Source organism: Sulfitobacter sp. 1A13421 (assembly GCF_043557285.1).
In the GTDB taxonomy this organism is placed as follows: domain Bacteria; phylum Pseudomonadota; class Alphaproteobacteria; order Rhodobacterales; family Rhodobacteraceae; genus Sulfitobacter; species Sulfitobacter faviae.
Genome location: NZ_JBIFFQ010000010.1, coordinates 1 through 12,655, shown reverse-complemented (window position 1 = coordinate 12,655; position 12,655 = coordinate 1). Strand labels below are relative to the sequence as shown.

Here is a 12,655-nt window from a genome sequence, read left to right as displayed (position 1 = left end):
TTTATGGCAGATCGCTTCCAGAATTTTGCCGACCTCTCCGCCGAGATGGTCGCGGGCGTCGATTACCGCATCCGGGCCGAGGACCGCGGCAGCGCGGTCGTCATTCTGGCCCCGCATGGCGGCACGATCGAACCCGAGACGGGCCTGATCGCCGAGGCCATCGCGGGGCGCGACCTGTCGCTCTATGTCTTCGAGGCGCTAAAGCCCGGGGCGCATGGGGATTTTCACATCACCTCGCACCGTTTCGATGAGCCGCAGGCGCTGGCGCTTGTCGGCAGCGCCGAGGGGGCCGTCGCCGTGCATGGCCGCAAGGACGATGGCACCCAAACCGTATGGCTTGGCGGGCGGGACAAGGCTATGCGCGATGCCATCGGCGCCGCCCTGCGCAGGGCGGGCTTCGGGGCGGAGGTAAACACCACCCTGCCCGGCCTGCATGAGACGAATATCTGCAACCGCACCCGCAACGGCACGGGGGTCCAGCTTGAACTGCCCCGGTCACTGAGGCGCCATCTGGCGGAGGATTCGGATTTACTTGAAAGGTTCAGCCGCGCGGTGCGCCGGGCGCTCTAGCGCGAAGTGGCAGGCCCGTGATCGGGCCTGCCGAGGGGCCGTTAGCCCTTTTTCTGGAACAGGATCACCAGCAGCGCCAAAAGCGACGAGCCCAGCATCAAGAGCAGCGACACGGCGTTCAGCAGCGGGGTCGACCCCTCTTTCAGCCGGTCGAACATGGCGATGGTCAGCGGCGCGTCGGAGCCCACGAGCATCAGCGTGGTGTTGAAGTTCTCAAAGCTCATCAAAAACGCCACCACCACGGCCCCGACCATCGCAGGCGCAAGGAAGGGCAGCGTGATCGTGCGCACCGCCGTCAGACGGTCCGCGCCAAGGTTCAGCGCCGCCTCCTCCAAGGTCCGGTCGAATTTCTGCAACCGGGCCGAGATCACCAGTGTGGCGATGGTGGTGATAAAGCTGAACTGCCCCAAGATCACCAAGAGCAGACCGGGGCGCAGCGCCTGAATGTCGATCTGCGCCAAGTCCCAAACGCCATTGGCCAGCGTCGAGGAGAAGACCAGCACCGAGATGCCCAGCACGATGCCGGGGATCACCAGTGGCAGCAGCATCAGCACATAGAGGAACCCCTTGCCGCGGAAATCATACCGGTTGAACAAGAAGGCATTGGTCGTGCCCACGCAGACGGAAAGCACCGCCACGCAAAGCGCCACAAAGGCCGAGGTGCCGACCGCGCGCAGAATGCCGCGTTCGTGAAAGACGCCGATCTGCGGACGCTCCTCGCCAAAGAACCAATTCCATGTGAACCCCTCCCACGGGAGAGAGGGGAACTGGCTGTCGTTGAAGGCGAAGACCGCCACCACGGTCAGCGGCAGGGCCAGATAGAGAAAGAACAGCGCCACATAGCCACCATAGAGGATGCGAAAGCTGCGCGATTGCGGGATTGTCGGGATCATTGGATCACCCCATCGTTTCCTTGAGGGTCCGGCCCGTAAGCCAGAGCATCCCCCAGACGATCACCGAAGACAGCACCAAAAGCATAAAGCCAAAGGCGGCGCCCAGCTCCCAATTGGAGCGCACGATGAACTGGTTATAGATCATTTCGGTGAACCAAAGACTGTCCTTGCCGCCCAGCATTGTCGGCGTCAGGTAGTTGCCCAAGCTCAGCATGAAGACCACGATACAGCCCGACACGATACCGGGCATGGCATGGGGGATGATGATCTCACGCAGGACGGAAAGCCCGCTGCCGCCCAGATCATAGCCCGCCTCGATCACGCTGTCGTCGAGGCTTTCCAGCGTGGTGACAAGCGGCACCACCATGAAGAGCATAGAGGTATAGACCAGCCCGACCATCATCGTGGCATCGGTGTAAAGCAGTTCCACCGGACGGTCCGCCAGCCCCACCCATTGCAACAGGTTCGAGACGAGACCGGTCTCGCGCAGCAGGATCATCCAGCCAAAGGTACGCACCAGTTCGGAGACGTAAAACGGGATCAGGCAGAGCAGGAACAACACCTGCTGCAAGCGCCCCTTCGCCATTTTGGCGATGTAATAGGCCACCGGAAAGGCGATCAGCAGCGTCAGCGCGGTGGCCAGCACCGACATCACCGCCGTGCGCCAGAAGGTGCGCAAATACAGCGGTTCGGTCAGCGCCTTTTCATATTGCGCCAGACTGGTTTCATAGACGCCAAAGCTGATCCGCTCGCGCAGCGAGATCAGCAGCATGTCGATATGCGGAATGATGATCAAAAGCCCCAGCCACAGCACCAAGGGCGTCAGCAGCAGGTAGAATGTCAGTCGGGATTGGCTGCGCATCACGCGACCCCAAAGCAGGTCGCCTGCCCCGCGCCCCAGCCGATATGCACCACGTCGCCGCGTTTCAGGCTTGACAACTCCCCCGATTGCGGCAGCGTGACTTCGAGCGTTTCGCCCACATCATCCTGCACCAAGACGCGGGAAGCCGCGCCGTTGAACAACAGGCTGGTGACGGTGCCCTTTAGCTGATTGTCGAACCCCGACAGCGCATCGGCACTGGCAGCCAGCCGAATGGATTCGGGCCGCACGAAAATCTCGGCCTTTGCCCCTTGGACAAGGCCCGCGCCCGTGGCGCGCATGGCAAGCCCGCTGTCGGTGCGCAATTGCAGGGCGTCGCCGTCCACCCGTTCGATCCGGCCTTTCCAGCGGTTCGACTCTCCGATGAAACCGGCGACGAAGGGTGTTTCGGGGCGGTAGTAGAGATCTTGCCCCCGGCCCACCTGTTCGAACTGGCCGTTGCTCATCACCGCGATCTGGTCGGACATCACGAGCGCTTCGGATTGGTCGTGGGTGATATAGACGAATGTCGTGTCAAAGGCGGCTTGCAGGGCCTTTAGCTCAACCTTCATATGTTCGCGCAGCTTGAGGTCCAGCGCCCCCAGCGGCTCATCCAGCAGCAGCACGTCCGGCTCCAACACCATGCAGCGCGCGATGGCGACCCGTTGCTTCTGCCCGCCCGAAAGCTCATCCGCCTTGCGCGCGCCGATGCCCGGCAGGCCGATCCGGTCGAGCGCCTCATCGACCTTGCGCGCGATCTCGGCCTTAGGCATGCCGCGACGGCGCAGCCCGTAGCCGATGTTTTCGGCGATCGTCATCATCGGGAAAAGCGCCAGATGCTGGAACACCATGTTCACCGGGCGCTTGTTCGGCGGCGTATCGAGCACCGAGCCGCCTTTGATCCGAATGTCACCAGAAGTAGGGTCAAGAAACCCCGCGATCATCCGCATGATTGTTGTTTTGCCGCAGCCCGAAGGCCCGAGGATGGAGAAGAAACTGCCGGGCGGCACCGTGAAGGAGACGTTGTTAACAGCGGTGGTATCGCCGAACCGCTTAACGAGGTCGACGCATTCCAGATCTGGGGTCATGTGTATTCCGTATAAAGATGCGACACCCCCGAAATGAGGGTGCCGCTCGTAGGGTCAGTTATCAGTTGGCAGCTTGGACGCGGTCCAGCACTTCGCCTTCGATGGTTTCCAGACCGGCGGGCACCGGCGGATACCATTTGATATTATCGACGGCTTCTTGCGGGAAGCTGTTCTGATACTTGGCTTTCAGGCTGTCTTCGGCAAACTCATCCGCGCCTGCGGAGGCCGTGAAGTTGCCCGCCGCTGCGGTGATCATCGCCGCGATTTCCGGCTGCATGACGAAGTTGATCCACTCATAGGCCACATCGTCGGCCTGCCCTTTGGCGGGCAGAACGAAGGTGTCGATCCAGCCCAGCGCACCAGAGGCCGGGGCCACGAAGGTGATGTCAGCGTTGTCGTCGTTCAGCTTCCAGCCGCCGGTGTCCCATGCCATGGAGGCGGTCACCTCGCCCGAGCGCAGCAGGTTCATCAGCTCATCGCCGCCGCCCCAGTAGGTTTTGACGTTCTCTTTGCATTCGATCAGCTTCTCTTCGACCTTGCCCATGATCTCAGCATATTTCGCTTCGTCGTCGTAGGCGGCAAAGGGGTCTTCACCCATGGCGAAGGCGAAACCGATGAGCGTCGGACGCTTCAGGCGGTAGGACACTTTGCCCGCCACTTCGGGCGCGCAGAGGTCGGTATAATCCTTGACCGTGTCGCCCGCTTCGGCGGTGTTCATCACCAGACCGGAGGTGCCCCAGACGTGCGGCACGCCATAGACATCGCCGTTCACGGTGGTGTTGGCCATGGTCGCGTCGAGCATGGAGGGGATGAAAAGCTCTTTGTTCAGCTTGGAGACGTCGATCGGCTTGTAGATGCCGAATTCCATCTGCGGCCCCATAATGCGGTCTTGCGAAGGCTGGGCGAGGTCGAAACCACCGCCGCCTGTGGCGCGCAGCTTGGCGATCATCTCTTCGTTGTTGGATTTCGTGACTTCGACGGTATGGCCGGTCTCTTCTTCAAATTTCGCGACCACGTCCTCAGGTGCGTAGCCGCCCCATGTCAAAAGGCGCAGCGTGTCGGCTTGGGCCACGGAGGCGAGCCCCGCCAGCATGGTGCCGGCCAGCAGAATGGTTTTTGTCATGGGAAATCCTCTTTCTAGTGTACTCATTGTCGGCAGAATGCGCGCGTTAGACCAGTTGGTCAATTTATACTTCGGCGCATCGCGGCTCCTTGTGGCCTGAGAATGCAAAAGATTTGTGACAGAGGCAGAAAATGCCGTTTGTTTTGGCAGGGTTGCTTTGGGCGGCTGCGGCCATGGGTCGGGTGGCTGACGAAGCCGCCTGTGCTTTTTGGGCCTGCGGGGGCAAGCCCCCTTCGCAGTCATAGCCGCCCGCTCTTCCCCACTTTCTATGGGGAATACGCGGCCCCGCCCGCGTCCTGCACTCCCTCAAATTTACCCAAAAGACACAGGTCATCCCACGCTCAAACCAAGCCCCTTGAGATTCCTGACGGTTTCTATAAGGAATCGCCGCAAAGCCGTCTGAGGGGTCATTTTCTGGTTCCGGGCATTTTGAGTAAAGGGAACTTTAATGAAGCCGACACATGCATTTGCTTGCCTCGCCGCGGGGATGATTCCCGCCGCAGGCCATGCGCAGAGCAATAACGACGAAGCATTCTTGGGCACCATCGTCCTTGAGATGCCAGCCGTTCCGGGGATGGAAGACGATGACATCTCAATTTCCAGCGAAGGGCTGGCGCTGAGCAATCCCGCCGATCTGTCCGAGCTTTTCGTGGCCGAGCCCACCATTGCGGTCGGCAGTTCGATCCCGATGTCGCAAAAGGTCTATGTGAACGGGATCGAGGAGAACAACCTCGCCATTTCTATCGACGGCGCGCGGCAGAACAACAAGGTGTTCCACCACAACACCACCACGCTGATCGACCCCGCCCTACTGAAAGCCGCCCGCGTCGACCCCGGCGTGGCCCCCGCCGATGCGGGCCCCGGCGCCTTGGGCGGCGCGCTGGCTTATGAGACCAAAGACGCGAGCGACCTGCTGGCCCCGGGTGAGACCTTTGGCGGGCGCTACAAGCTGGAATACGACAGCAACGGCGACATCTTCTCGAACAGCCTGTCGGTCTATGGCCGTGAAGGCGGGTTTGAATACCTCGGCTTTGCAAAGGTCGCCGATGGCGGGCTGCGCGAAGATGGCAATGGGGACGAGATCATCGGCTCGGGCACCGACCTGCTCAGCGGGCTGGGCAAACTGGCCTATGAGGCGCAAAGCGGCGACCGGGTCGAGCTTTCTTACGAACGGGTGGTCGACGATGAAATCCGGCCCTACCGGGCGAACCTCGGTGCCATCGTCGGGGGCCGCCCGCTTCCCGCAGACCGCCCCTATGATCTGGAGCGCACCAATATCGTCCTGAGCTACAGCGATACCACGCCCACGGCGATGTGGAACCCCACCGCACGGCTGGCCTATAGCGGGACCAAACTGGTCAACGACGAATCCGAGCTGTCGACCAATTCGATCACCAGCGGTGAAACCGTAAGCTTGAGCGGCGAATTCTCAAACCGTTTCGCACTGAGCTGGGGTGAGTTGAACGCAGGTCTCGACTTCTACTCCGACGAAGCCGATCTGGACTATCTCGCCCTCTCCTCCGGAGCGCGTGAGGCGGCGACGGAGAAGCTCAGCAATATCGGTCTTTTCGCCCAAGCGCGGATGGAGCCCACAAGCAACGCGCGTCTGTCCTTCGGTGCGCGGGCCGATTTTCAGGATTTCGAGGGCACCGATGGTTCCTCGCAGTCTGAATCGGGCCTCTCGGGCAATATCTCGGGCGAATATGACGTCTCGGACGACCTGACGATCAGCGCGGGCTATTCCCACGTCTGGGGCGGTCTGGAACTGGCCGAGAACTATATCCTCAACCCCACGTGGGACTATGGTTCCGGCATCGAGGAAGTCACTGCCGACAACCTCTACCTCGCCGCGAATTACACCATGGGCGCATGGGTCGTCGACGGTAAGCTTTTCGCCACCAACATCGACAACGCCCGCGCCGCCAGCTATCGCGGTGGCCCGGCCTTCACGGCGGATGTGCAATCGCGCGGCTTTGAACTGGGTCTTGGCACCGCATGGGAAGATGGTTTCTTCCGCGCTGGCTTTGCCCGTATCGACACCGAGATCAATGGCCGCTCTGCCGACTCCTACTACGGCAACTACCTGACCATGCCGATGGGCGATTTCCTGACCTTCCAAGTGGCGCATCGTTTGAACAACGGGGTTCTCTTGGGTGGCGATGTGCAGGTGGCCTTCGACTTTGACGACACCTATGACGCCGCCACAGGCGGCAGCGGGCCGGAGTTGGACGGCTACACGATCGCCAATGTCTTTGCCGAATACACGCCCAAGCGGATGGACAACCTGACCCTGCGCGCCGAGGTGAACAACCTCTTTGATGAGCAATACAGCAGCCGCGCCACCTATGGCCAAGAGTTCGTGGGCGAAGTGGAGCCGCTGACCGAGCCCGGCCGCTCTATCCGCGTCAGCGCCGAGATCGTCTTCTGATCTAAGGCAATGCTTGGCTGAACTCCGGTTTGGCCCTTTACCCGGCGCCGATTACGGCGCCGGGATTTTCTGTGAAGGGGCGGCCTATTCGACCGTCCAAACCATGTTCTTCTCTGCTTCCCGGAAGGCGAAAGTTTCAAGATGCCGGTCAATGACACTATGCAGCGCAGGCACCATCTCGGGATCGTCGAGCGTCGCCGTGACGGTGAGGCCCTTGCTGTCCGCCGTCATATAGGCCGTGCCCATCTCGAAAGCGGCATAGCCCTTCTCACTGTCGTAAGATGTCTCGATCTTATGGCCGAAATGTTTGCACAGCTGCTGCAAGTATTTCGAGCCGTTCTCGGTTTGGTAAAATCCTGTGGTCGTCGGCATGGCGCTCTCTCCGGATGCATTTTCTGCCTTAGTCCTAAGCCGGACCTTTGGAATGGTAAACACCGGCCCGGCTTCCCCTCCCCCCTGATGAAAGAGTTACCGCTATGATCAAACCCCTTGCCCTTCTGGCCCTGCTTCTCGCCACGCCCACGCTGGCCGAGACCGTGACGGTCGACACCGCTCGCGGCCCTGCCGAAGCGCCGCTCACCCCCGCCACGGTGGCGGTCTACGATCTGGCGGCCTTCGACAGCCTTACCGCGCTTGGCGTCACACCGCAGGGCTTGGTGCGCCCGGTCTATCTGCCCTACCTTGAAGAGGCGGCAGCGGGGACCGAGGTTATCGGCTCTCTTTTCGAGCCGGATTACGAGGCCCTTTTCGCCCTGAACCCCGACCTGATCATCGCCGGGGGGCGCAGCACCGAACAGGTGCCGGAACTGGCGCGGATCGCTCCCACCTTGGACATGACCATTTGGCAAGACACCATCGGCGAAGGGCTGGCCCGGCTGGAGGCCTACGGCAAGGTTTTCGACAAAGAGGAAGAGGCCGCAGCTCTGACAGCGGCCTTCGAGGACAAACTCGCCCAAACCAAAGACGCGCTGGCGGGCAAGGGCCGCGCGCTTATCGTGATGACCAATGGGCCGAAGATCAGCGCCTATGGCCTCGGCGGGCGCTTTGGCTGGCTGCATGCGGCGCTTGGTCTGCCCGAAGCGGTGCAGGATGTCGAGATGGCCAACCACGGTGAGGCGATCAGCTTTGAATTCATCCGCGAGGCCAACCCCGACATCCTGCTGGTGATCGACCGGATGGCCGCCATCGGTCAGGAAAGCGAAGGCGCGCGTGCCACGCTCGACAACGCATTGGTGCATGAGACGACCGCATGGAAGACTGGCCAAGTCGTGCATCTGACCGCCGCGCCCATCTACATTGCAGGCGGCGGCATCCAGTCGATGACCCGCACGCTGGATGAGATCAACGCCGCCCTGACGGAGCAGTAAACCCGTGGCGCTCGCCCTTGCCTGTCTCCTTGTGATCCTATCGGTCGCCTCGCTCTTCGTCGGGGTGATCGACCTGTCTTGGGCAGCGCTCTGGTCTGATCCGGCGGCCTTGGAGCTGTTGGTGGTCAGCCGCGCGCCGCGCACCATCGCCGTGGTGATTTCGGGCGGGGCCTTGGCCGTGAGCGGGGCAATCATGCAGATGCTGGTGCGCAACCGTTTCGTCGAACCGATGACCGCGGGCACGGGCCAAGGCGCGGCGCTTGGTATCCTTTTGGTCACCCTCTTCGCGCCGGGGGCCCCCATCTTCGTTAAGATGGTTCTCGCCTCCCTCACCGCCCTTGCGGCGGGCGCGGGGTTTCTGGCCATCGTGCAGCGCCTGCCCCCAACCCAGCCCTTGCTGGTGGCGCTGGTGGGGCTGATCTACGGCGGCATCCTTGGGGCGGCGGTCACCTTCATCGCCTATCAGGCGGACCTGCTGCAATATGTCGAGATTTGGATGAACGGTGAGTTCTCCGGCGTGTTGCAGGGCCGGTATGAGTTGCTTTGGCTGGTGGCGCTGGTGGCGGCGCTGACCTATCTCGCCGCCGATCAATTCGCGATCATCGGCATGGGCCGCACGGCCAGCATCAACCTTGGCCTGAACTACGGGCAGACGATGGTGCTGGGGCTGCTGGCCATTTCCATCGTCACCGCCCTAACCGTGGTGACAGTGGGGCTGATCCCCTTTGTCGGGCTGGTCGTGCCCAATATCGTGGCCCGGCTGGCAGGCGACAACCTACGGCGGAGCCTGCCGCTCACCGCGATGACCGGCGCGGGCCTCGTGCTGCTGTGCGACATCCTCGGGCGGCTGATCCGCTATCCTTATGAGATCCCCGTGGGCACGGTATTCGGCGTGGTGGGCGCCCTGCTGTTCCTGTGGTTACTGCATGGGCCCAAACGCCATGTATCCTAAGCGTCTTTGGTGGCTTCTGGCGCTGCTGGGCCTTTGCATCGCGCTTTACCTCGGGCTGGGGGCGCGGGGGAACTGGGGCTTTGTCCTATCATTTCGCGCCAATAAATTGATCGCCTTGCTGCTGGTCGCCGTCTCGGTCTCGACCGCCACGGTGCTGTTCCAGACCATCACCCGCAATCACATTCTGACCCCTTCGGTCATGGGGTTCGATGCGCTCTATCTGCTGACGCTGACGGTGCTGATCTTCGTGCTCGGCGGCCAGACTTTTACCCAACTGCCTGAGATCGTGCAGTTTCTGGTGAACAGCCTCCTGCTGATGGGGGCCGCACTGGCGCTTTTCGGCACGCTCTTGCGCCGCGGCGGGCATGATCTGTTTCGCATGATCCTGGCGGGCATCATCTTTGCCGGGCTGTTCCGGTCGGTCTCAAGCTTTCTGCAACGGGTCATCGACCCCAATGAATTCATGGTCGTGCAGGCCAATGCCTTTGCCCGTTTTGGCCGGGTCGATACCCCGCTTCTCACCCTCGCCGCCCTCTTGACCGGCGGCGCGCTGATCGCCGCTTGGCGGATGCGCCACCGGCTCGACGTGCTGTCGCTGGGCGATGAAAGCGCCATCAACCTTGGCGAAGACCCAAAGCGCGGCATGTTTCAGGTGCTCGTCCTCGTGTCGATCCTCGTCTCGGTCTCGACCGCGCTGGTGGGGCCGATGGCCTTTCTCGGCCTCTTGGTGGTCAGCGTGGCGCGACAGATCACCCCGGTGATGTTTCATAGCGTCATGCTGCCCTCGGCGGGACTGGTATCGGCCATCACGCTGGTCGGCGGGCAGATGGTGCTGGAGCGCGCCCTGCGCTCCTCGACCCCGCTTGTCGTCATCGTCGATGTGCTTGGCGGCCTTGTCTTTCTTATCCTGCTGCTGCGGAGGAAACCCAGATGATCACCATCCGTGACCTGAACCACGACCGGGACGGCAAGCCGACCCTGCGCGAGATCGATCTGACCTTGCAGAGCGGCGGAATAACCGCACTGATCGGCCCCAACGGGGCGGGGAAATCGACGCTTCTGTCGCTGATCGCCCGGCTGATCCCGCTTCAGCAGGGGCAGATCATGGTCGATGACCTGCAAATCGGCGCCTGCGCGAACGACGCATTGGCCCGACGCTTGGCCATTCTGCCCCAAACCAGCGATGCGGCCCCCCTGCTGACGGTTCGCGAGCTGGTGAGCTTTGGCCGCTACCCTTACCACAAGGGCCGTCCGACCGCCAAAGACCGCGAAAAGGTAGAGGCGGCACTGGCGACCTTCGACCTTGCCCCCCTCTCCGAGCGCCGCCTCGACACGCTGTCAGGCGGTCAACGCCAGCGCGCGCAGGTGGCCATGACCTTTGCGCAGGAGACCGATTATATCCTGCTCGACGAGCCGCTGAACAACCTCGACATCGCGGCCTCGCGCGGCTTGATGCACACATTACAAGACCTCGCCCGCACCCATGGCCGGACCATCGTGATCGTGCTGCACGATATCAACTACGCCGCCGCCTATGCCGATCAGATCGTGGCGATGAAGGACGGACGGATCACGCATCACGGCGCAGCGCGGGAGGTCGTGACGGAGGCGATGCTTTCGGAGGTTTATGGGACTTCGGCCCGGGTGCATCGTATTGGGAATACGGTTGTGGTGGCTGTTTGAGGGGGGGCAAGGGGCGATTGGCTAAGGTCGCATGCCATTTTTGCGCTACAGGAAAAAAGCATTCCATCCCCTCCTGAGAACGAGAAAAGCCGCCTATTGAGGCGGCTTTATCTAATTGATCTCTAGGAGAGATTGGCTCCGGCGGTAGGGGGGGGTCACCCTATAGGCCAATGCCTTTGATATTATTGGACTATTTCTGCGCGACTGCACGCTGATCCTTACCCGACTCCGGGATGTGCCCTGAAATGTGACGCACATCGTGCCCCAATTCAAGTACCTTAGTTAAGTGGCGATCAGTTCGCGCCAGCCAGACATCGCCGCGCACCGTGCCGCACTGATCTAAGTGTTCACGAGGTATGCATGCATTGTCAGCCCGTCATTTCGTAAGAGCGCTCGAGACTCTTTTGCACAGTTGCGATCAATGCGGCAGCTACCGATGAATGTGCGCCCGATACATCGACCGTCGAAACGAACATGCGTTCAGCCCCAGTAGGCGAAGCAATGTGGTATGGGATGCAAATGGGCTGGCTCGGCAGACCTTGATTATGGGGATAGAGAAGCATTACCCGATTGCAGTCGTAGAGCTGGCTATAGGCCATCAATTGATACACATCGGACTGGCTCACACCCTGTTTCGGGTCATCGATCCTCGTCGTCATCCGCTTCCACTTTGTGTCAATGATCAGCACGACATTGCTGCCCTCTTTGACGATGATGTCAGGACGCGTACGAAATCGCCCTGTCCCGGCTTCAAACAAACAACTTTTGTGCCCTCCTTGGCTGGTAACCTTGAGGCCAGTGCCAGTCAGCGCGCGCTTGAGAACCCGCAGAATGTATTCTTCGAATAGGGTGTTCATCTCGAACAGAAGCGCATGCCCCCCTGACTGGCCCGTACTTGTCGTCTGGTACTTGCTCCCAAGAAGCAACTGAGCAAGCGAGAGGAGCTCCCGCCAACGCTTGTTGGTCCGATCCAGCGTAATCATCTCCCATCGGAGAGCATTTGCCAGCACATCCGTGATATCTGCGTAGGCGAAGGACAGTTCTCTCAGACTTCTCTGATTATCTGCGGAAGTTGAAAATCGTACCAGTTTGGTAATCGTGGCCTTCATGACCTGATTCAAAGCGATATCTGGCGAAAGCTCGTCAAAGCGGCAGGCGAGCTTCTGAGGGTGAGCCGCAAGTGTCGAAAACTGCCGCGTCATGTCGAGCCGTCCTCGAAGAGCAGAAAGATCGTCTTCGTGATTTATGTATCGCCGCGGGATGCCTTGGCGCACGGCTTCCATCATTTTGCGGCAAAACAATCGAATCAAGATCTCGAGAAGTGTGTCACGTTGCCATCCGAGGCTTGTGGAGTTCTGAGCGTCTATTCGAATGTCACGCGCCACCGCCAACATATGCACCAGGCGACGACGCAGTGTTTCGTCCGAAACGCCATTCTCGCCCATAGCTTCGATCTTAGGTAAGATCTCAAGTTGGCACCCGGGAGCGGCAATAACGCCAACAACACCCCGTGCCCGCAGGTGCTTTCGACGATGCTCTAACACCCCTTCGCCCCCTGCCCCGGCAAACAAAGAGGTTTTGGCGACCTTCACAAGGTTGGATGCATGATCCTCAGGTGTGAACAAGCATGCAATTTTGACCCCGTAGAGGGGTGATCGGCGTCCAAAAATGACCCCCTTACACTGATGTGGA

Annotated in this window: 12 protein-coding genes; 6 read left to right on the top strand and 6 right to left on the bottom strand. The window is 60.9% G+C overall.

The genetic code is table 11. The annotated features are described in order from the left end of the window. The first annotated feature begins 3 nt into the window (after positions 1-3). Entirely contained in the window at positions 4-570 is a 567-nt protein-coding gene (locus ACGYLI_RS15125; protein ID WP_394419730.1) for a poly-gamma-glutamate hydrolase family protein, read from the top strand. A 41-nt stretch (positions 571-611) separates the two neighbouring features. On the opposite strand, the gene ACGYLI_RS15120 is transcribed toward ACGYLI_RS15125, so the two are convergent. From ACGYLI_RS15120 to ACGYLI_RS15105, 4 genes are all read right to left on the bottom strand, one after another. Then, on the bottom strand, positions 612-1,463 hold the full coding sequence (locus tag ACGYLI_RS15120; RefSeq protein WP_394419728.1) for an ABC transporter permease: 852 nt from the start codon (positions 1,461-1,463) through the stop codon (positions 612-614). Between the two features lie 4 nt (positions 1,464-1,467). Further along, positions 1,468-2,325 carry an ABC transporter permease gene (locus ACGYLI_RS15115; RefSeq protein ID WP_209217402.1) on the bottom strand — a complete coding sequence of 286 codons (858 nt, stop codon included), beginning with the start codon at positions 2,323-2,325 and terminating at the stop codon, positions 1,468-1,470. Continuing rightward, on the bottom strand, positions 2,325-3,410 hold the full coding sequence (locus ACGYLI_RS15110; RefSeq protein ID WP_394419727.1) for an ABC transporter ATP-binding protein: 1,086 nt from the start codon (positions 3,408-3,410) through the stop codon (positions 2,325-2,327). The genes ACGYLI_RS15115 and ACGYLI_RS15110 overlap by 1 nt, the downstream gene beginning before the upstream one ends. A gap of 61 nt (positions 3,411-3,471) precedes the next feature. Further along, positions 3,472-4,533: an extracellular solute-binding protein gene (locus ACGYLI_RS15105; RefSeq protein ID WP_394419725.1), complete on the bottom strand. Its 1,062-nt coding sequence runs from the start codon at positions 4,531-4,533 to the stop codon at positions 3,472-3,474. Between the two features lie 448 nt (positions 4,534-4,981). On the opposite strand from ACGYLI_RS15105, the gene ACGYLI_RS15100 reads away from it, so the two are divergent. Continuing rightward, positions 4,982-6,961: a TonB-dependent receptor domain-containing protein gene (locus tag ACGYLI_RS15100; protein WP_394419724.1), complete on the top strand. Its 1,980-nt coding sequence runs from the start codon at positions 4,982-4,984 to the stop codon at positions 6,959-6,961. Positions 6,962-7,045: 84 nt separating this feature from the next. On the opposite strand, the gene ACGYLI_RS15095 is transcribed toward ACGYLI_RS15100, so the two are convergent. After that, positions 7,046-7,333, bottom strand: coding sequence for a DUF2218 domain-containing protein (locus ACGYLI_RS15095; RefSeq protein ID WP_394419722.1), 288 nt, complete (start codon positions 7,331-7,333; stop codon positions 7,046-7,048). A gap of 104 nt (positions 7,334-7,437) precedes the next feature. On the opposite strand from ACGYLI_RS15095, the gene ACGYLI_RS15090 reads away from it, so the two are divergent. From ACGYLI_RS15090 to ACGYLI_RS15075, 4 genes are read left to right on the top strand one after another with little or no spacing between them, the layout of a single operon-like run. Continuing rightward, positions 7,438-8,328, top strand: a complete 891-nt coding sequence (locus ACGYLI_RS15090; RefSeq protein WP_394419721.1) for a siderophore ABC transporter substrate-binding protein — start codon at positions 7,438-7,440, stop codon at positions 8,326-8,328. Positions 8,329-8,332: 4 nt separating this feature from the next. Next, positions 8,333-9,280: an ABC transporter permease gene (locus tag ACGYLI_RS15085; RefSeq protein ID WP_394419719.1), complete on the top strand. Its 948-nt coding sequence runs from the start codon at positions 8,333-8,335 to the stop codon at positions 9,278-9,280. Further along, on the top strand, positions 9,270-10,214 hold the full coding sequence (locus ACGYLI_RS15080) for an iron chelate uptake ABC transporter family permease subunit (protein WP_394419718.1): 945 nt from the start codon (positions 9,270-9,272) through the stop codon (positions 10,212-10,214). The genes ACGYLI_RS15085 and ACGYLI_RS15080 overlap by 11 nt, the downstream gene beginning before the upstream one ends. Next, complete coding sequence (locus ACGYLI_RS15075) at positions 10,211-10,963, top strand: ABC transporter ATP-binding protein (protein ID WP_394419717.1); 753 nt, start codon at positions 10,211-10,213, stop codon at positions 10,961-10,963. Before ACGYLI_RS15080 ends, ACGYLI_RS15075 begins: the two co-directional genes overlap by 4 nt. A gap of 368 nt (positions 10,964-11,331) precedes the next feature. Here ACGYLI_RS15075 and ACGYLI_RS15070 read toward each other — a convergent pair. After that, the coding region (locus ACGYLI_RS15070; protein WP_394419716.1) for an McrC family protein at positions 11,332-12,655 on the bottom strand (1,324 nt) is incomplete at its 5' end.